The sequence below is a fragment of the Mycobacterium sp. 134 genome, from assembly GCF_048282715.1.
Lineage (GTDB): Bacteria > Actinomycetota > Actinomycetes > Mycobacteriales > Mycobacteriaceae > Mycobacterium > Mycobacterium septicum.
Window position 1 is genome coordinate 107147 of the sequence record NZ_JBLVUN010000008.1, and the last position, 18441, is coordinate 125587.

The following is an 18441-nucleotide window of genomic DNA, read 5'->3' on the forward strand; positions in this document are numbered from 1 at the left end:
ATCCTTGACCGAGTGTCCGAACCGTCAGTCGCCGAGCTGCGCTCCCGTCTCGACGACCTGACCATCCGCGACGCGGACCGGCTGCGTCGGCGCCTGCGCAATCTCCGCGGCACCGAGCCGGCCCAGATCGAGAAGATCGCCGAGCAGGTCGCGGCAGCGGAGGCCCTCGTGCTCACCCGTCAGGCCGCCGTCCCGGCCATCACCTACCCAGACCTGCCGGTCAGCCAGCACCGCGATGAGCTGGCGAAAGCCATCAGCGAGAACCAGGTGGTGGTGGTCGCCGGTGCGACGGGCTCGGGCAAGACCACCCAGCTGCCCAAGATCTGCCTGGACCTCGGCCGCGGGATCCGCGGCACCATCGGCCACACGCAGCCCCGCCGGCTCGCGGCGCGCACGGTCGCGCAGCGCATCGCCGACGAACTCGGCACCCCGCTCGGCGACGCGGTCGGCTACACCGTGCGCTTCACCGACCAGGCCAGCGATTCGACCCTGATCAAGCTGATGACCGACGGCATTCTGCTCGCCGAGATTCAAAGGGACCGCCGACTGCTGCGCTACGACACGCTGATCCTCGACGAGGCGCACGAGCGCAGCCTCAACATCGACTTCCTGCTCGGCTATCTGCGCGAGCTGTTGCCGCGTCGGCCCGACCTCAAGGTCATCGTCACGTCGGCCACCATCGAGCCGGAACGGTTCGCGGCGCACTTCGGCGGTGCCGAAAATAGACTCAGCGGCGGTGCCGAAAATGGACTCAGCAGTGGTGCTCCGATCGTCGAGGTCTCGGGCCGCACCTATCCGGTCGAGATCCGGTACCGGCCCCTGGAAGTCACTGTTCGCGGCGCAGACGACGACGCCGAGGATCCCGACGACCCCGACCACGAGATCGTGCGCACCGAGGTAAGGGATCCGACCGAGGCCATCGTCGACGCGGTCCGCGAGCTCGAGTCCGAACCGCCCGGCGATGTGCTGGTGTTCCTGTCAGGTGAACGCGAGATCCGCGACACCGCAGAAGCATTGAAGGACCTTCGGAACACCGAGGTGCTGCCTCTCTATGCCCGCCTGCCCACCGCCGATCAGCAGAAAGTCTTCCAACCCAGCCGCAGCGGCCGGCGAATCGTGCTGGCCACCAACGTGGCCGAGACCTCTCTCACCGTGCCGGGCATCCGCTACGTCGTCGATCCGGGCACCGCGCGGATCTCTCGCTACAGCCGTCGCACCAAGGTGCAGCGCCTGCCGATCGAGCCGATCTCCCAGGCCTCGGCCGCCCAGCGGGCAGGCCGCTCCGGGCGTACCGCGCCCGGCGTCTGCATCCGGCTGTACTCGGAGCAGGATTTCGAATCCCGGCCGCGCTACACCGATCCGGAGATCCTGCGGACCAACCTGGCTGCGGTCATCCTGCAGATGGCCGCCCTGCAGCTCGGCGACATCGCCGAGTTCCCGTTTCTCGACCCGCCGGATCCCCGCAGCATCCGCGACGGTGTGCAGCTGCTCCAGGAACTCGGCGCGTTCGATACGGCGGGCGCGCTGACCGACGTCGGACGGCGCCTGGCCCGGCTGCCGCTCGACCCGCGCGTCGGGCGGATGATCCTGCAGGCCGACACCGAGGGCTGCGTGCGTGAGGTGCTGGTGCTGGCCGCCGCGCTGTCGATCCCCGATCCGCGCGAGCGCCCGAGCGACAAGGAAGAAGCGGCGCGGCAGAAACACGCCCGGTTCGCCGATGAGCACTCGGATTTCATCTCGTACCTGAATCTGTGGAACTACCTGCGGGAGCAGCGAAATCAGCGTTCCGGCAGTGCTTTCCGGCGGATGTGCCGGGAGGAGTTCCTGCACTACCTGCGGATCCGGGAGTGGCAAGACCTGACTGGCCAGCTGCGCAGCATCGCCCGCGACATCGGGATCCGCGAGAGTGACGAGGCTGCCGAGCCGGCCACAATCCACGCCGCGCTGACCGCCGGCCTGCTGTCCCACGTCGGGCTGCGTGAGGGGGAGTCCCGCGACTACGCGGGCGCGCGCAACTCGAAGTTCGTGCTCGCGCCGGGCTCGGTGCTGACGAAGAAGCCGCCGCGCTGGATCGTGGTGGCCGACCTGGTCGAGACGAGCCGGCTGTTCGGCCGCATCGCCGCCAAGGTCGAACCCGAGGCGATCGAGCGGGTGGCCGGACATCTGGTGCAACGTAACTACAGCGAGCCGCACTGGGAGGCCCGGCGGGGCTCGGTGGTGGCGTTCGAGCGGGTCACGCTCTACGGGTTGCCTCTGGTTCCGCGCCGGAAGATCGGATACACCGAGATCGATCCGGAGCTGTGCCGGGAGCTGTTCATCCGGCACGCGCTGGTGGAGGGGGACTGGCAGACCCGGCACCACTTCTTCCGTGACAACGCCCGGCTGCGGGCCGAACTCGAGGAGATCGAGGAACGGGCCCGCCGGCGTGACCTGCTGGTCGGCGACGACGAGATCTACGCCCTCTACGACGCCCGCATCCCGGCCGACATCGTCTCCGCCCGCCACTTCGACGCGTGGTGGAAGAAGCAGCGGCACAAGACACCTGACCTGCTCACCTTCACCCGCGACGATCTGCTGCGGTCCGAGGACGGTGCGGACAATCCCGACACCTGGCAGACCGGCGATCTCGAACTGCCGCTGACCTACCGGTTCGAGCCGGGCGCCGCCGACGACGGTGTCACCGTGCACGTGCCGGTCGGCGTGCTGGCCCGGCTCGGCGGCGACGGTTTCGCCTGGCAGGTACCGGCTTTGCGGGAGGAACTGGTCACCGCACTGATCAAGTCACTGCCCAAGGATCTGCGGCGCAACTTCGTCCCGGCGCCCGACACCGCGCGGGCCATCCTGGGTGACATCGATCCGTCCGCGGGGTCGCTGCTGGACGAGATCCAGCGCGAACTGCGCAGGCGCAGTGGCATCCTGGTGCCGATCGACGCGTTCGACCTGAGCAAGATCCCGGACCATCTGAGGATGACGTTCGCCGTGGAATCGGCCGACGGCAAAGAGGTGGCCCGCGGCAAGAACATCGACGCGCTGCGCGAGCAGCTGGCCGTGCCCGTCGCCCAGGCGGTGGCCGAGGCGCTGGGCGGCGACCTTGAACGCACCGGGTTGCGGGCCTGGCCCGAGGACCTCGACGAGCTGCCGCGCACGGTGGAGAACGTCAGCGGCGGGCACACCGTGCGCGGATACCCGGCCTTCGTGGATACCGGAAAGGCCGTCGACGTCAAGGTGTTCGCCAATCCGGCCGACCAGGCCGCGGCTATGCGCCCCGGTCTTCGCCGGCTGCTGCGGCTGACCGCGCCGTCACCGGTCAAGGCGATCGAACGAGGCCTGAGCACCCGTACCCGGCTGGCGCTCAACGCCAATCCTGACGGCACGCTGGCGGCGCTGCTCGACGATTGCGCCGATGCGGCCGCTGACGTGCTGGTCCCCAAGCCGGTGTGGACGAAGGCCGAGTTCGCCGGCATCCTGGCCCGGGCCGGCAAGGAACTCGGCCCCACCACGCAAGCCGGGGTGACCCGGGTCGAGAAGGTGCTGGCCGCCGTGCACGAAGCGCAGGTCGCGCTGCCCGACAAGCCGTCGCCCACCCAGGCCGATGCGGTCGCGGATATCCGGTCGCAACTGGATCGCCTGTTGCCCAAGGGTTTCGTCACAGCGACCGGCATAGCGCGGCTGCACGACCTGACCCGATACGTCACCGCGATCACCCGCCGGTTGGAGCGGTTGCCGCAGGCACTCGCCGCCGATCGGGAGCGAATGTCGCGTGTGCACGCCGTCGAGGACGCCTATGACGAACTGGTCCAGGCGCTTTCGCCGGGCCGGCGGCGGCCGCAGACATCCGTGACATCGCGTGGCAGATCGAGGAACTACGGGTCAGCCTGTGGGCCCAGCAACTCGGCACCCCACGACCGGTCAGCGAGCAGCGCATCTACAAGGCGATCGACGCTGTCATCAAGTAGTCAGGCGATGGTGTGTTCGATGCGGCCGATGTCGTCCAGGGTCAGGGTGAGAGTGTCTCCGGGGCGCAGCCAGTGACCCGTCTCCATGCCGCTTCCCCCGGGAAGTGTCCCGGTGCCGAAAAGTTCACCGGGAGAGAGCGGTTCACTACGTGACGCGTGCGCCAGCACCTCACCCAGGCTGTGCTGCATCCCGGCGCTGCTGACCGTGCTGACCACCGCCCCGTTGAGAGCGACGGAACCGGTGAGGGCGCCGACCCGGGGCAGGATCTCATCGGCGGTGACCGCGGTGTCCGACATCGAACTGGCGAAATGTTTGGACTTCTGCGGCCCGAAGCCGCTGAGCATCTCCGGACGCTGCACATCGCGGGCGCTGAAATCGTTGAGTACGACGAACGCGCCGATCGCCCCGGCCGCTTCCTCGGGCGTCGCGTTGAACAACGGTGCGGCGAGGACGAATCCGATCTCCAGCTCGAAGTCGAGCGCCTGCGAATAGTCCGGTATCGCAACCGGCGTGCCGGTCGGGACGAAGGTCTGCGCGTTGGACATGTAGTAGATCGGCTGCTGGTAGAACAGCGGCTTGGGTTTGAACTGCGGCACCGGGCGGCCGGTCATGCGTTCATACAGCGACGTCACCCGGTACAGGCCGGGATGGAAGCGCCGGATCAGCCCGCGGGCGGCGTCGATGTTGTGCTGCTCGTACAGCATGAAGTCGCGGAACGACAGCGGCTGAAACGGCAGCAGATGGGCGCTGTGCCGCAGCTGACGTTCGGCCGAGGCGGCGAGCCACGCGTCGTCGAACACCCGGCCGCCGAGTGGTGTGAGGTCGGAGTGCGCAGTCCAGTTGCCATCGGAATCAAGCGCTTCCACACTCAGCCCGGTGGCCGTGCGGATACGACGCAGCTTCACCGGGCACATCCGAGTTGCCTGCGCAGGAACGCGGTGACGTGCCCGGCCACCACATCGGGTTGTTCGAGCCAGGGCCAGTGGCCGGTACCGGGCACCGGCTGGACCTCACAGTTCCGGAAGATCCGGCGGTACTCGTCGGTTTGTGCGAACGGCACGTAACGGTCATCGGCACCCCACACCACCAGGACGTCGCCGTCGTAATCGGCGAGCCGATCGACATACGGGGCAAGGGCATTCGGACCGGTGGACCGGTACAGCTTCACCACCGCATCGGGTGTTCCACGGGCGAACATGTGCTCGGCGATCGATTCCAGCGCATCGGGCGGCAGCCCCGGGTCCCGCATCGCGAGCACGCGGCGTAGAACGGCCGGGTTGCCGACCCGTGACAGTGCCTCGGCCAGCACGGGTATCCGCCACAGCTTGGCGGCGAAGTGGTCGATCACCACCGGGGCGTTGATCAACGTGATGCTGGCGACCGAGTCGAGATGGTCGACGGCCCACGCGAGCGCCCAGGGCCCGCCGAAGTCATGGGCGACCAGATGCGCGCGTTCGACGCCGAGTTGGTCCAGGATCGCGTCGAGGTGTGCCGCGTAGGCAGCCACCGTGTACGGCCACTGGGCCGGCTTGTCGGCCGCGCCGAAACCAGGCATCTCCGGAGCGATCACCCGCGCGAAACCGGCGACCGGCGTCAGCAACCGATCCCATTTGGCCCCGGCATTGTTGCCGTGCACGAACACCACTGCTTCTGATGCTCTTTGCCGGTCCGGGCCCGAGGGACCGGCAACGAGCACCGGCGACCGCACCCCGTCGACAGCCAGCGTGCGGTGTTCGGCAGCGCTGTCCATCAGCGGGATTTTACGGTCGCGCAACGCCTGCCGCGCGTTTTCAACCGATCATTGCGTACCCGTCGCCACCCACGGCGCGCGCTCGGCTTCCACGTCGTCGAGTACCAGTTCGGCCACCCGCGACCGGTGGGCCTCCGCACTGCCCAGCAGCGCGGCATCGGTGATGGCTCGCTTGAAGTACAGGTGCGCCTGGTGTTCCCAGGTGAATCCGATCCCGCCGTGCACCTGGATGGTGTCGGCAGCAACCTTTGCGAACGCCGCCGACGCGATGGCCTGGGCGATGCTGGCCGCCAGCGCCGGGTCGTCGGTGCCGTCTGTCAGCGCCCACGCCGCGTGATAGGTGGCCGAGCGGGCGTGCTCCAGATCCACCAGGCAGTCCGCCAGCCGGTGCTTGACGGCCTGGAAGGAGCCGATCTGCCTGCCGAACTGCAGCCTCGACTTCGCATACTCCACGGACAGATCCAGCAGATGCTGTGCGGCACCGACCTGTTCGGCGGCCAGCAGTGCCGAGGCCACCTGGAATGCGTGGGTGATGACGCGGTCGGCCTCGTCGCTACCGGCCACCAGCTGCGCGGGGGCCGCGGTCAAGACGACGGTGGCCTGCGGCCGGGTGAGGTCGAGCGTGGTCAGCGGGTTGCGCTGCACGCCAGGGCCCGTCGCCTCGACCGTGTACAGAGCCACACCGTCGGGTCCCGTGGCGGCCACCAGCAACACATCCGCGGCGTCACCGTCTAGGACCCGTTCCACCGTGCCGGTGAGTGTTCCATCCTCGGCGACACTGACATTCACCGCGGCGGGATCGAAGGCGCCCGCCTGATCCGGGACCGCGAACGCCGCCGTGCGGGTGCCTTCGGCGAGTGCGCCGAGGAGTTCGTCGCGCACCGGACCTGCCGAGGAGGCGACCAGCGCCGGGATCGACAGCAACACGGTGCCGAACACCGGGCCGCACGCCAATGCCGCGCCGAGTTCCTCGACCGCGATGGCCTGGTCGACGAGCGTGCCGCCCGCGCCCCCGTCGGCCTCGGGAACCGCCAGGCCGAGCACCCCGAGCTCGGCGCCCAACCGCGCCCACACCGACGGATCGAACCGGGGTTCGGACTCCATCAGGCCCCGCACGGTCTGCTCGTCGAAGTTCTCGGCACAGAACTTGCGGACTGCCGTCCGCAGCTGAGCCTGTTCGTCGGTGAACGTGAACTCAGAATCAGCCATGCTCTCGGGCTGATCCGCAAGCTTCTCAGCCACGCGGGATCTCCTTCCACGCCATACCGGCATCGGCCCGCAGATCGCCGGGCAGCCCGAGGATCCGTTCGCCGAGAATGTTGCGCATCACCTCTGACGTGCCGCCTTCTATGGTGTTGGCCTTGCTCCGCAGAAAGCGCTGCTGGATGGGGCCGCGCCAGTCGCTGTTCTTCTCGTCGTCGTCTCGGTCGCCCGTCCCGTATCCGTGATACAGGATCCCTTCGGGCCCAAGAAGATCCATGCACCACTGGTAGATGTGCTGGTTGAGCTCGGCGCCGACGAGCTTTCCGATAGACCCTTCGGGACCCGGCCCGCCGACGGTGGCGGCCGCACGAGACCGCTCCGCGGTCAGGCGCTGGGCCTCGGAGCGCAGCCAGAGCTGGGTCAGCCGATCCCGCAGCACGGGAGTGCGCAGATCCGGGCGTGATGCCCACAGCGCAACGGCATCCGAGATGGTCCCGGCGCCGCGACGGTTGCCGCTGCCGCCGAGCGCGCTGCGCTCGTTCATCAGCGTCGTCATCGCGACGTTCCAGCCGTTACCGACCTCCCCGAGCCGATGAGCATCGGGGATACGGGCGTCGGTGATGTACACCTCGTTGAACTCGGCCTGGCCGGTCATCTGCCGCAGCGGCCTGGTCTCTACGCCCGGCCCGTGCATGTCCAGCACGAAGTACGTGAGGCCTTTGTGTTTGGCCACATCGGGATTCGAGCGGGCCAGCAGCAGACCCCAGCGCGCCCGGTGCGCCAGGCTGGTCCACACCTTCTGCCCGTTCAGCACCCATTCGTCACCGTCGCGGACCGCGGACGTGGCCAGCCCGGCCAGGTCCGATCCCGCGCCCGGCTCGGAGAACAACTGGCACCAGATGTGTTCGGTACTCGCCAGCGGTCGCAGCCAGGACTTCTTGAGCTCCTCGGACTGAGCGTGCTCACGCACCGTCGGTGCGGCCATGCCGTAGCCCATCGGATTGAGGCCCAGCGGTATGGGGCCGCCCGCGCCCTGCAGGATGCGGTCGGCCACGGCCTGCAGACCACGCGACACCCCGAGACCTCCGAGGCCCTCGGGGAAGTGCACCCAGGACAGGCCCGCGTCGTAACAGGCGGCCAGGTACTCGGGGATCGGGACTTTCTTGGGGTCGTGGTCGGCCACGACCCGGCGGGCGAGGTCGGCGACCCGGTCCGCATCAGCGACGCTGCTCATCCAGCCACGATAGGGAAAGGGATTCAGCGGCCCGCGCGCGGGCGGTAGCGTCACCGGTCATGGACCGAAAGCGCGTGGTGATCGCCGGGCTCGGTGACACCGGCGTGCTCACCGCGATCCGGTTGGCACGTCGGTTCGACGTCGTCGGCATCTCGGTGAACCCCGGACTGGTCAGCGGTCAGGAGCTCGGCACGCGGCTGGCCCGGCCCGATGACTGGGCACGCAATTACTGGATCGGATTCGACCGGTTCCGCGAACTCGATCGCGTCCGTACCGTGCACGGCACGCTGACCGGCGCCGACTTCTCGGCCCGTACGGTCAGCGTGCGTGAGGCCGACGGGAACGAGCGGGTGGAACCCTATGACGCGCTGGTCATCTCCACCGGTGTCACCAACGGCTTCTGGCGACAAGCCGTTCTGCAGTCCGTGGGGGATGTCGATACCGGGCTGCGGACCGCGCACGAGCGATTGGGTTCGGCAGGGTCGGTCGCCGTCATCGGCGGCGGCGCGGCGGCGGCCAGCAGCGCGGCCAACATCGCCGTCCGGTGGCCGGATACCCGGGTCGGTCTTTACTATCCGGGCGAACACGTTCTGCCACAGCATCATTGGCGGGCCCGCAAGCGGGTCGAAGGCAGGTTGGCCGCGGCGGGCGTGACGCTGCACCCCGGACACCGGGCAGTGGTGCCCGAGGGCTTCGACTGCGCGGCCATCACCTCCGAACCCGTTCATTTCAGCGGCGGCCAGGCTCCTGTACAGGCGGATGCCGTGCTGTGGGCCATCGGCCGGGTGCGGCCCAACACGGCCTGGCTGCCCGCGGACATCCTCGACGAGCGCGGGTTCGTGCGAGTGACACCGGAACTACGGGTGCCCGGGCACGACGGCGTGTTCGCCGTGGGCGATGTGGCGGCGACCGACCCGCTGCGCTCCTCGGCCCGCAACCGGGCCGACGGACTGCTGGCCCGGAACGTGAGCGCCTACTTCACCGGCGGCCGCATGCGCGGTTACCGTCCGCCGGCCAGTCGCTGGGGATCGGTACTGGGTGTGCTGCCGGACGGGCTGGAAGTGTTCGCACCCAACGGGTTTGCGTTCCGGTTCCCGTCCTGGTCCATCGAACGGGTGCTGCAGCCGTGGATCGTCCGCCGCGGAATCTACCGTGGCGTGCGGTCCGACGATCAGTACATGGTCACCAACGGCTGATCGACGGGCACCACGTAGGTGGACAGCATCAGGGTCCGCACGGTGCCGACGTTGTGCGCGTTGTGGACGACGCCGGGTGGGATGAGAAACGGGTCGCCCGAATGCAGGTGCTGGGTCGGCCGGTCGTCGAACACCATGTCCACGTCTCCCTGGACGATGTAGCCCACTTCCGGCCCCGGATGACTGTGGCGGCCGGACTCCTTGCCGACCGGGATCTCGAACCTGGTCTGGACGATCTCGAATCCCGGCGTGGGAGCTGCGGAACGCTGAAGCTCGGTGCGCGACACACCCGCCGTCGGGTCATCGGCGAGCGCGGCCGGGGCGGTGATCAGAGCGCCGGTCGCGGCGGTGCTCAATGCGAAGGCGGCCAGGGCAAGGCGGGTGCGTGTCATGCCTCCATGACACTCGCCTCAGCTCATCGAGTCCAACGATGCTTTTTGATGAAAGCCATCTGTAGCAGCGATGGCTGCTTCGCGTTTGTGACACACGCGGTCGTCACCGCGGCAGCGCCACGGGCACGGTCTGCAGGCCGGGATATACCGGAGCGGGAGCAGCCGGCGCCGGAACCACACCTGGTACCCCCGCCACCCGAGGCACTGCGGCCACTCCGGGCGCCGGCGCGACCTGGCCGGGCACCGGAGCCACCTGGCCCGGAACGACTGGAGCAGCCGGGGCCGCGGCGACACCCGGTACCTGGCCGGGCACCGGCGCGACCTGGCCGGGCACTCCTGGTGCCGGAGCCGCCGGCGCAGGCGGAGCAGCCGCCGCTGCCGCGTTCTGGCTGAGCACCCGCAGCAGGTCAGGCTTCATCTGCTGCAGCTGAGATCCCCAGTAGTTCCAGTTGTGGGTTCCGTTCGGCGGGAAGTCGAACTTCGCGTTGCGCCCGCCCGCGGCCACGTACTTCTGCTGGAACTCCTTGTTGGAGTTGATGGTGATGTTCTCCAGGAACTGCGCGCTGTACAGCGTGCCGAAGTTGCCGCCGGAACCGTCGAGTTCGGAGGGAACGCCGTTGCCGCAGTACACCCAGATCGCGGTGTTGTTGGCCACCAGGCGGTTGATGTTGACCATCGGGTCGTTGCGACGCCAGGCGGGATCGTTGGAGATGCCCCACATGTCGGTCGAGTTGTACCCGCCGGCATCCTTCATCGCGAAGCCGATCATGGTGGGCCACAGGCCTTGTGACGGATTCAGGAATCCGGAAAGGGCGCCGGCGAAGATGAACTGGGCGGGATGCCAGATCGCCAGGGTCAGCGCCGCCCCGCCGGACATCGACAGGCCGACGACGGCGTTGCCGGTCGGCGCCACATCGCGCTTGGCGGCCAGGTAGGCCGGGAGTTCCTGGGTCAGAAAGGTTTCCCACTTGTAGGTGGTGGTGCCCGCGCTGCCTGCCGCGGGCCGGTACCAGTCGCTGTAGAAGCTGGACTGCCCGCCCACCGGCATGACGACCGAGATGCCCGAGTTGTAGAACCACTCGAACGCGGCGGTGTTGATGTCCCAGCCGTTGTCGTCATCCTGCGCGCGCAACCCGTCGAGCAGGTACAACGCGTGCGGACCGCCGCCCTGGAACTGCACCGTGATGTCGCGGCCCATCGCGGCCGACGGAACCTGCAGGCGTTCCACCGGCAGCCCGTCGCGCGAATACGCCGCAGCGGTCGGCGCCGGACCGGCCATCACGAGTGCCGGCAACATCAACCCTGCCATCGCTGCGGCCGCCACGCGGCGCGACATCCGACCGAACATTCTCAGTCTCACACCGGCACGCTAACAACGCCTCAGTTGCGGCTACCGGGGCCGCGCCTGGCGTAACCCCTCCGTTATCAAGGTGATTCGGTTCCGATGCCGGAGGGCCCGGATCGGCGCCACTCGCGCGGTGAGCGGCCGTGCGACCGCCGGAACTGCCGGCTGAAGTACCCGGGGTCTGCCATCCCCACCCGCGCGGCGACCTCGGCCACCGAGAGGTCGGTACCGCCGAGCAGGGCACGAGCCCGACTCATCCGGCGCTCGTTGATCCACTCGCCGACCGTGCGCCCGGTCCGCCGGCGGACCAACGTGGTGAGATGTCCCGCTGTCATTCCGACCTCGTCGGCGACGTCGCGCAACGACAGCGGCTCCGACAACCTGCGGTCGATGGCCGAGAACACCTCGGCCAGCAACGGCTCTCCACTGCGCCGTAGGTCGCCGACCACGTCGTCGGCGAGGCGCGCCAGGTCGATGAGCAACAGGGTCAGATGGGCCAGCGCGGCTTGGCGATAGCCCTCGCGCCGGCCGTTGAGCTCCGCCTCGATCGATCGGATCGTGCCCTCCCAGAGCGACTGTCGATCGGCGGGTATGTGCAATCGCAGTAATCCGCCGGACTTCCCGTGGATGAACGGGAACAACAGGGGGTGGGCCTGCCAGGTGGGCCATGGGGAGCCGGTGTCGTAGCCCAGTGCGGTGGGGTCGAAGTACACGCCGATCCCGTCGGACTCGGCCGTCAGCGGGCGAGGGTCGATCACCTCGCCGGCTGCCACCACGTAGACCACCCCTTCGGTCGCCACGTACCAGAGCACCGGGAAGTCGTGGATGTGCGGACGATGCTCGGGGAGCTCGGCGCGCCGGCCCCGGGTCACCGAAACCGGCGGTGCTTCGCGGTCCGTCCAGTACCGGTAGACGGGGACGCCGTCGCGGTGGCGGACCAATCGAGACACATCGGGCATCGCACCAAAGATAGTCCTGATTTGCCCAATCTTCGCCCAACTCTTCTGGTGGAAACCGATGAATCATGGAACTCATGACCGAACATCGTCCGTATCTTCTGAAAAACCGGCATGACTACCTGCCTGCTGCGGGTCACGACGCATTCCTGCCCGGCTACGACCTCCTGACGCGGGTCCTGGGGATGAATCCCGCCTACCGCGACCTGGTCGCGCAGGCCGGACTCGTAGACGGCCAGCGGGTCGTCGAAATAGGTTGTGGAACAGGCAACCTCACCGTCCGCGCCAAGAGGGCATGCCCCGGCGCCGACATCGTCGGGACGGATCCCGATCCACGGGCGCTGCGGCGAGCGGAACGAAAAACCAAGGGCATGACCGGTATCGGATTCACCAGGGCCTACGCCCAGGAACTACCGTTCGGCGACGGCGAGTTCGACCGGGCGCTGTCGTCGATGATGCTGCACCATCTCGACGAAGCCACCAAGATCGCGGCCGCCCGCGAGCTGTTCCGGGTGCTGCGACCGGGCGGCAGACTGCATGTCGTCGACGTGCGCGGCGACGCCCTGTCCCAGCTGTTCGAGGATGCCGGATTCGATTGCGCGGTGGTGGGATCCGGGCACATCCGGCTGGCCGGAAGGCTTACTTATCTCCGGGCGACTCGTCCGGCGTGAACGCCGCGGGGTCGGCGAGCGGGATGAGCAGACTCGACGGCGCGTCTCCGCCCTGTTGGATCCGGTAGGTGCCGCCGGCCAGCGCCTGCCGGGCCGGCTGGGTGGGCACCAGGTGGGGGAAGTCGTAGGTGGTCAGGGTCAGCCGTAGCCGATGCCCCGGCTCGATCAGCGCCCCGGTGGGGAAGATCTCCAGGTCGTAGCGGGTCAGCTCACCGGGCACCACCGGCTCGGCGGCCGTGCGGGTGCTCACGTGATGCGGCCGGATGACGGTTCCGTCCGGCGCGTACCAGGTCTTCTCCGGATCCAGCGCCCGGTGCGATCCGAGCAGCGCGCCCTGGGTCAGCGGTCGGCTGGCCCCGTCCGGCGCCACGTCGTCGAGGTGTGCGACCCACAGGGTCTCGGTGCTGTCGGCCGTCGCCTGCACGGTCAAAGTGACTGGGCCGGCGATGAGTTGGGCTTCGGTGAACTCGGCCGTGGTGTAGGTCAGGGCCTCTCGCTGAAGCCGGCGGTTGTCCAGGTCGTAGCGGATGCGCCGGCCCGCCTGGCCGGCCATGAAGCTGCCCATCCCCAGGGTCCACTGTTCGAGGCTGCGACCGGATATCGGGCCACGCACCGCGTAGCGCAGGATGGCCTCGGTCTGCTCACCGGCCGGTTCGGCGGCGAGGTGCCCGCCCTCGGCCAGATACAGCCGCGTCGGCGTGGCCTCGGGGAAGGGATAGTCCTGAGCCTGGAACCAGGTCTTGCTGCCGATGGCCTGGAAGCGGATCGGCGAACCGGTGACCGCGGCATCGGCGTCGTCCTTGAGCCAGCGGTCGAACCAGCGCAGCTGCAGCGCATGCAGATGCAGACCGTCCAGATCCGAGACGTGATACCAGGGGCCCATGATCAACTGCACCCGGTCCGTGAGCGGCTGGCCGGGCTGCATCGGAGCATTGGTCGGCCGGCCCGTGTAGGCGTTCTGCAGCGCGGCGTAGTTGAGCGGGGCGCCGCGCTGGAAGGCGTCGTGCCAGCCTCCGACCAGGAAGACCGCGACCTTGTTCTCGGCGATGTCGGGCAGCACGTCCGAGGCCCGCATGGTGTCCCAGAACGGACCGTCGAAGGCGGTGTCCCCGCCGGCTGTGGCGTCGCCGATCATGGTGCGGAAGTACTGGCGCTGGTCACGCCCGCGCTGGCGGACCGCGGCCAGGCCACCGACCCGGGGCCGCTCGTGAGCGCCGCGCTTGGCGAACTCCAGCGCCGGGTTGACCACGTTGAGCAGTGAGTAGACCGCGCCGTAGGCCCGCACCGTGCGCATGTGCGGTACCCCGCCCATGGTGACCACGTCGCGGTAGAAGTCGTTGGCGGCCATCACCGGGAAGATCGCCTTCAGCGGTGAGTCGGGGCCGACCGCGGCGGCGGTGAGAAGCTGGTTGATGGCCAGGTAGGAGATGCCGAACATTCCGACCCGGCCGTTGGAATTCGGCAGCCGCGCAGCCCAATTGACCAGATCGACGCCGTCCTGGACCTGGACGGCGCCCAGCATCTCGAACGATCCGCCCGAGGCCCCGGTGCCCCGCACGTCGGCCATCACCTCGATGTAGCCGCGCCGGATCAGGTACGGGGTGGCCCCGCCGCCGATCTGGGCGGCAGGCGGCGGGGCCTTCTTGCCGTACGGCGTGATGGACAGCAGCACCGGGAACGGCCCCACTGCCGGCGCGCCGGTCTCGGGGACCGTCGGATAGTGGATGTCGGCACGTAGCACCGTGCCGTCGGAGGCGCGGATCGCCACGTTGTGGTGGACTCCGACGCCGTAGCGGGCAGGCGGGGCCGTCCAGGTCGGTTCAAGCGGTGACGGGTTGCGTTTGCGTGCGCGTGCCGCCGATTGTCCGGCCACCTTGGTGCCACGATTCCCTCGGACCGTCTGCCACTGGTTCGCCATCCGTCCTCCTTGACGTGTCGGCCTGGCACCACGGTATCCAGTGGGCCGAGCATCGTGCCGACGGACTACCCGGCCATGAACTCCGAGTAGGCCGAGGCCAGTTCGGGTGACAGTCCCGTCACGTTGCACGCGCGCTGCGTGTCACCGATGGGGGCCAGGATGCCCCGCAGGTCGTAGTACTCCTGCGGGTTCGCGGTGAAGTAACCGCGCAGCGTGGCCGCGGCCTGCGGACGCGGCTGGGTGAACGCGGCGGTGACGGCTTGGTTGGCTCCCGGGTGGCTGTCCAGATACGCGCGCGCGGCACCGGTGGTGCTGCTGACCGTGCCGGCCACCCCGCTGGCGCTGCAGTCGGGTGCGGCGGCGGCCGCCGGTGCGCCGATCATTGCCGCGGCAACCCCGCCGAGCAGGCCGGCCGCGCAAGCGCCGGCAATTCCACGGCGTGCGGTGATATCAGTGAATTTCATGATCATTTTCCTTCGGGATTCTGGAGATCTTCATCGGTTCGCGATTTCTCGATCGCTGTCCCCGGCCCGAATTCGAAAGTAGCCGCGAAGCGGCCGAGCAAAACATCCGCGCTGTGAAACGGCTGTGACGGGTGTGGTGGTGTTACCGCCTGCCGTGGTGAACTACGCCTCAATTCCAACGAATCGCGGTCAATGATCTTGAAATGTCTCAGAGACCGGAAGCCATTCTTAATTGATCGTGATCTGTGGTGCCCGATGTAGTGACCGAATTGTTATCCGGGAGAGGTCCAGCTAACTGATCAGTTCATCGCTTGAGAGTTAGCCCGGACAGTGAGTTGCGCAGCCCGCCATCGCGGTACATCTGCACACCTGCCACGGACAGCATCACCCCGGCGGTTGCCATGTGCACGACCGCGTCGGTGATGTTGTTGGGGAAGGCGAATACGTAGGCCACCTGGTTGGAGAAGAGCGCCCAGATTCCCGGCAGGGCGCCGGCCACCGCGGCCAGGAGCAGATAGAGCACTGCCCAGGATTTTCGCCAACACAACACCAGACCGGGGCCGAACAACGCCAGGCCGGCCACGGCATGCCAGCCGTTGTAGTCCATGCCGAGAATCGGAGTGGTCGGTGCGTCGGGGCCGATCGCGAAACTCGGCTCGGCAATGAAACCGATGATTGCCTGCACCACGTGGAACAGCGAGATGATCAGCAGTCCCCATTGGGCGAAACTCCACCTCTGCCGCCGCACGCGAGGAGGACGATTGGGCACAGTCGGACGTTACGTCTACTACAGCGTGTAGTCAACGGTGCGGTCGTATGGTCAGTGCGTGGAGATCCGCACCGCCACGGCCGATGACATTGCCGCCATCGCGCCGTTCTTCCGGGCCATCGTCGCCGACGGCGAAAGCTACACGTACCCCGAGGACCTGACCGACCGGCAGATCCAAGAACTCTGGCCGGCTCCCGCGCCCGGTCACACCATCGTCGCGGTGGTTGACGGGGCCGTCGTCGGCACCGCGCGGATGGGGCCCAACAAGCCCGGTCGCGGTGATCATGTCGGCACCGCGAGTTTCATGGTCGATCCGGCGTCGTCGGCGCGCGGCGTAGGGCGGGCCATGGCGCGGTGGGTGATCGATTGGCATCGGGAAAACGGTTATCGGGCAATCCAGTTCAACGCGGTGGTGGAGACGAATGGGCGGGCCGTGGCGCTCTGGCAGGACCTCGGCTTCCGGATCATCGGCACCGTGCCGAAGGCCTACCGGTCCCGGACCCAGGGCCTGGTCGGGTTGCACATCATGTACCTGGAGCTGTGAACGTCACCAGGTGTCGACGAACCGTGACCGGGCCGCGGGACGCTCGTGCTGCGCAGCCGCGGCCAGCGTGGCGGCGATCAGCTCCCGGGTGTCCGCCGGGTCGATGACGTCGTCGATCTCGAACAGCGTGGCGGAGTTGAGTGCCCGCGCGTTCTCCTCTGCCGCCGCGGTGGCGGCCCGCACGGCCTGCTTGCGCTCGTCGTCGTCGGCGATGGCCTCCAGTTCCTTCCGCAGGCCCAGGCGGACGGCTCCCTCCAGGCCCATCGGGCCCAGGTGGGCGCCGGGCCACGCCACCGTGAGCAGGGGCTCGTGCAGGCTGCCCCCGCACATCGCCTGTGCCCCAAGGCCGTAACCCCGCCGCAGGATCACCGCGACCAGCGGCACCGTGAGCGCCGCACCGGCGACCAACAGCCGTGAACCGCGCCGCACCAGGGCTTCGGCCTCGGCGGCCGGGCCGACCATGTAGCCGGGGCAGTCGACCAGCGAGACGACCGGCAGGCCGAATGCGTTGCACAACTGCAGGAACCGGGCGGCCTTGTCGGACGCCGCGGCCGTGATGGCACCGGCCATCACCATCGTGTTGTTGGCGATGATGCCCACCGGCCTGCCGTCGATTCGGGCCAGGGCCGTCACCATCTCCGGGGCGAACTTCTCCCGCAGGACCGTGACCGAGCCGGTGTCGGTGAGCGTCTCGATGATCGGTGCGACCGGGTAGGCGCGCCGGGCGCGTTCGGGAACCATTGTGCGCAGAGCTGTTTGGTCGGCGGTGGGGCCGGGTTCGGCCAGCGCGGTGAAGTAACCCATCAAGGTCCGGGTGGTCGTGACCGCCTCCGCCTCGTCGGCCACCACGACATCGACCACACCGTTGGGCGCCTGCACCGAGATCGGGCCGACGTCGTCGGGCGCGACATCCCCGAGGCCGCCTCCGGCGATCATCGCGGGCCCACCCATCCCGATGGAGCTGTCCTGGGTCGCGACGATCAGGTCGGCCGCGCCGGCGATCACCGCATTGCCCGCGAAACACCTGCCCTTGACCACGGCGATCCGTGGCACCACGCCAGACAGCCCCGCCCACAATGCGAAGGCGCGGATCTCCAGGGACGAGACCGTCGGAAAATCGGTGTCGCCGGGGCGTCCGCCGCCGCCTTCGGCGAAGAACACCGTCGGCAGCTGCAGCCGCTCGATGATCTCGAACAGCCGGTCCTTCTTGCGGTGGCCCAGAGCGCCCTGGGTACCGGCCAGCACCGTGTAGTCGTAGGACAGCACTGCACACGCGGCGCCGCCGATCCGTGCGGTTCCGGCCAGCAGACCGTCGGCGGGTGTGCGTTCGATGAGATCGCCGAGGGCGCGACGTTGCCGCTGAGCCGCGATCGCGAACCGCCCGTACTCGACGAACGATCCGTCGTCGACCAGGTCGGCGATGTTCTCCCGGGCGGTGCGGCCCCCTGCCGCGTGCCGGCGGGCGACCGCGTCGGGCCGGCCCGCGTCCTGCGTCAACGCCCTTCGGCGCAGCAGTTCGGCGAGATCGTCGCGGAGCGGTTCGTCGGGCATCGGCAGGCTCCTGGAATAGCGGGCGTGCGGTCGGAGGTTGCGCACACATGTGACCGCCACCTCATCTAACCCGTTCGATCCGCACGAACTCTTGGCCGAGGCCCGGTTGGGCGTGTTGGCCACCATCAAGGCCTCCGGTATCCCGCAGCTGTCGCCGGTGACGCCGTTCTACGACCGGGCTGCCGGGGTCGTCTACGTGTCGATGACCGAAGGCCGCGCCAAGACGGTCAACCTGCGCCGTGACCCCCGGGCCGCGCTGGAGGTGACCAGCGGCGACGGCTGGGCCTGGGCCACTGCCGAGGGGTCGGTGACGTTGACCGGCCCGGGTACCGATCCGCACGGCCCCGAGGTCGAGGCGCTGGTCGACTACTACCGCAGCGCAGCGGGGGAGCACCCCGACTGGGATGAGTACCGGTCGGTGATGGTGGCCGATCGCCGGGTGCTCATGCGGCTGACCGTCGAACGGGCCTACGGGGAGAAGCTGCGCTGAC

At 68.6% G+C, this 18441-nt stretch carries 15 protein-coding genes and 1 pseudogene; 5 read left to right on the forward strand and 11 right to left on the reverse strand.

From position 1 onward, the window contains the following. Positions 1-12 precede the first annotated feature (12 nt). Positions 13-3956: pseudogene (hrpA, locus tag ACNQVK_RS05355) on the forward strand (ATP-dependent RNA helicase HrpA). On the opposite strand, the gene ACNQVK_RS05360 reads toward hrpA, so the two are convergent. The 4 genes from ACNQVK_RS05360 to ACNQVK_RS05375 are packed head-to-tail and all read right to left on the reverse strand — an operon-like array spanning position 3957 to position 8144. Beyond that, positions 3957-4862, reverse strand: a complete 906-nt coding sequence (locus ACNQVK_RS05360) for a fumarylacetoacetate hydrolase family protein (RefSeq protein WP_418028696.1) — start codon at positions 4860-4862, stop codon at positions 3957-3959. After that, positions 4859-5707 carry an alpha/beta fold hydrolase gene (locus ACNQVK_RS05365; protein ID WP_418028697.1) on the reverse strand — a complete coding sequence of 283 codons (849 nt, stop codon included), beginning with the start codon at positions 5705-5707 and terminating at the stop codon, positions 4859-4861. Before ACNQVK_RS05365 ends, ACNQVK_RS05360 begins: the two co-directional genes overlap by 4 nt. Positions 5708-5755: 48 nt before the next feature. Then, positions 5756-6916 (reverse strand): acyl-CoA dehydrogenase family protein, encoded by a 1161-nt coding sequence (locus ACNQVK_RS05370; RefSeq protein WP_418033972.1) that lies wholly within the window; start codon positions 6914-6916, stop codon positions 5756-5758. 25 nt (positions 6917-6941) lie between these two features. Continuing rightward, on the reverse strand, positions 6942-8144 hold the full coding sequence (locus ACNQVK_RS05375) for an acyl-CoA dehydrogenase family protein (protein ID WP_418028698.1): 1203 nt from the start codon (positions 8142-8144) through the stop codon (positions 6942-6944). Between the two features lie 59 nt (positions 8145-8203). Here ACNQVK_RS05375 and ACNQVK_RS05380 point away from each other — a divergent pair, with 59 nt between their 5' ends. Then, on the forward strand, positions 8204-9340 hold the full coding sequence (locus ACNQVK_RS05380; protein ID WP_418028699.1) for an FAD-dependent oxidoreductase: 1137 nt from the start codon (positions 8204-8206) through the stop codon (positions 9338-9340). Here ACNQVK_RS05380 and ACNQVK_RS05385 read toward each other — a convergent pair. The 3 genes from ACNQVK_RS05385 to ACNQVK_RS05395 all read right to left on the reverse strand — a co-directional run bounded on the left by ACNQVK_RS05385 (position 9316) and on the right by ACNQVK_RS05395 (position 12036). Then, on the reverse strand, positions 9316-9732 hold the full coding sequence (locus tag ACNQVK_RS05385) for a cupin domain-containing protein (RefSeq protein WP_273734088.1): 417 nt from the start codon (positions 9730-9732) through the stop codon (positions 9316-9318). The genes ACNQVK_RS05380 and ACNQVK_RS05385 overlap by 25 nt on opposite strands. Before the next feature lie 103 nt (positions 9733-9835). After that, a complete protein-coding gene (locus ACNQVK_RS05390; RefSeq protein WP_418033974.1) occupies positions 9836-11068 on the reverse strand; it encodes an esterase family protein in 1233 nt (410 codons plus the stop codon). A gap of 89 nt (positions 11069-11157) precedes the next feature. Continuing rightward, the gene (locus tag ACNQVK_RS05395; protein WP_418028700.1) at positions 11158-12036 is read right to left on the reverse strand and encodes a helix-turn-helix domain-containing protein; all 879 of its coding nucleotides are present in this window, start codon (positions 12034-12036) and stop codon (positions 11158-11160) included. A gap of 74 nt (positions 12037-12110) precedes the next feature. Here ACNQVK_RS05395 and ACNQVK_RS05400 point away from each other — a divergent pair, with 74 nt between their 5' ends. Beyond that, entirely contained in the window at positions 12111-12704 is a 594-nt protein-coding gene (locus tag ACNQVK_RS05400; RefSeq protein WP_418028701.1) for a class I SAM-dependent methyltransferase, read from the forward strand. Here ACNQVK_RS05400 and ACNQVK_RS05405 read toward each other — a convergent pair. The 3 genes from ACNQVK_RS05405 to ACNQVK_RS05415 all read right to left on the reverse strand — a co-directional run bounded on the left by ACNQVK_RS05405 (position 12673) and on the right by ACNQVK_RS05415 (position 15855). After that, positions 12673-14622 (reverse strand): CocE/NonD family hydrolase, encoded by a 1950-nt coding sequence (locus ACNQVK_RS05405; protein WP_418028703.1) that lies wholly within the window; start codon positions 14620-14622, stop codon positions 12673-12675. The genes ACNQVK_RS05400 and ACNQVK_RS05405 overlap by 32 nt on opposite strands. Positions 14623-14687: 65 nt before the next feature. Continuing rightward, positions 14688-15086 (reverse strand): heme-binding protein, encoded by a 399-nt coding sequence (locus ACNQVK_RS05410; RefSeq protein ID WP_418028704.1) that lies wholly within the window; start codon positions 15084-15086, stop codon positions 14688-14690. 304 nt (positions 15087-15390) lie between these two features. After that, entirely contained in the window at positions 15391-15855 is a 465-nt protein-coding gene (locus ACNQVK_RS05415; protein WP_418028705.1) for a DUF4383 domain-containing protein, read from the reverse strand. Positions 15856-15913: 58 nt separating this feature from the next. On the opposite strand from ACNQVK_RS05415, the gene ACNQVK_RS05420 reads away from it, so the two are divergent. Further along, the gene (locus ACNQVK_RS05420; protein ID WP_418028706.1) at positions 15914-16399 is read left to right on the forward strand and encodes a GNAT family N-acetyltransferase; all 486 of its coding nucleotides are present in this window, start codon (positions 15914-15916) and stop codon (positions 16397-16399) included. A gap of 3 nt (positions 16400-16402) precedes the next feature. Here ACNQVK_RS05420 and ACNQVK_RS05425 read toward each other — a convergent pair whose 3' ends face one another. Next, positions 16403-17950, reverse strand: a complete 1548-nt coding sequence (locus ACNQVK_RS05425) for an acyl-CoA carboxylase subunit beta (protein ID WP_418028707.1) — start codon at positions 17948-17950, stop codon at positions 16403-16405. Between the two features lie 49 nt (positions 17951-17999). On the opposite strand from ACNQVK_RS05425, the gene ACNQVK_RS05430 reads away from it, so the two are divergent. Then, on the forward strand, positions 18000-18440 hold the full coding sequence (locus tag ACNQVK_RS05430) for a PPOX class F420-dependent oxidoreductase (protein ID WP_418028708.1): 441 nt from the start codon (positions 18000-18002) through the stop codon (positions 18438-18440). Position 18441: the final 1 nt, after the last annotated feature.

Excerpts from the sequence above, each read along its gene's own strand:
- ACNQVK_RS05365 (WP_418028697.1), bottom strand. The coding sequence starts at position 5,707 with ATGGACAGCGCTGCCGAACACCGCACGCTGGCTGTCGACGGGGTGCGG.
- ACNQVK_RS05370 (WP_418033972.1), bottom strand. The coding sequence starts at position 6,916 with ATGGCTGATTCTGAGTTCACGTTCACCGACGAACAGGCTCAGCTGCGG.
- ACNQVK_RS05375 (WP_418028698.1), bottom strand. The coding sequence starts at position 8,144 with ATGAGCAGCGTCGCTGATGCGGACCGGGTCGCCGACCTCGCCCGCCGG.
- ACNQVK_RS05380 (WP_418028699.1), top strand. The coding sequence starts at position 8,204 with ATGGACCGAAAGCGCGTGGTGATCGCCGGGCTCGGTGACACCGGCGTG.
- ACNQVK_RS05385 (WP_273734088.1), bottom strand. The coding sequence starts at position 9,732 with ATGACACGCACCCGCCTTGCCCTGGCCGCCTTCGCATTGAGCACCGCC.
- ACNQVK_RS05390 (WP_418033974.1), bottom strand. The coding sequence starts at position 11,068 with ATGTCGCGCCGCGTGGCGGCCGCAGCGATGGCAGGGTTGATGTTGCCG.
- ACNQVK_RS05395 (WP_418028700.1), bottom strand. The coding sequence starts at position 12,036 with ATGCCCGATGTGTCTCGATTGGTCCGCCACCGCGACGGCGTCCCCGTC.
- ACNQVK_RS05400 (WP_418028701.1), top strand. The coding sequence starts at position 12,111 with ATGACCGAACATCGTCCGTATCTTCTGAAAAACCGGCATGACTACCTG.
- ACNQVK_RS05405 (WP_418028703.1), bottom strand. The coding sequence starts at position 14,622 with ATGGCGAACCAGTGGCAGACGGTCCGAGGGAATCGTGGCACCAAGGTG.
- ACNQVK_RS05410 (WP_418028704.1), bottom strand. The coding sequence starts at position 15,086 with ATGAAATTCACTGATATCACCGCACGCCGTGGAATTGCCGGCGCTTGC.
- ACNQVK_RS05425 (WP_418028707.1), bottom strand. The coding sequence starts at position 17,950 with ATGCCCGACGAACCGCTCCGCGACGATCTCGCCGAACTGCTGCGCCGA.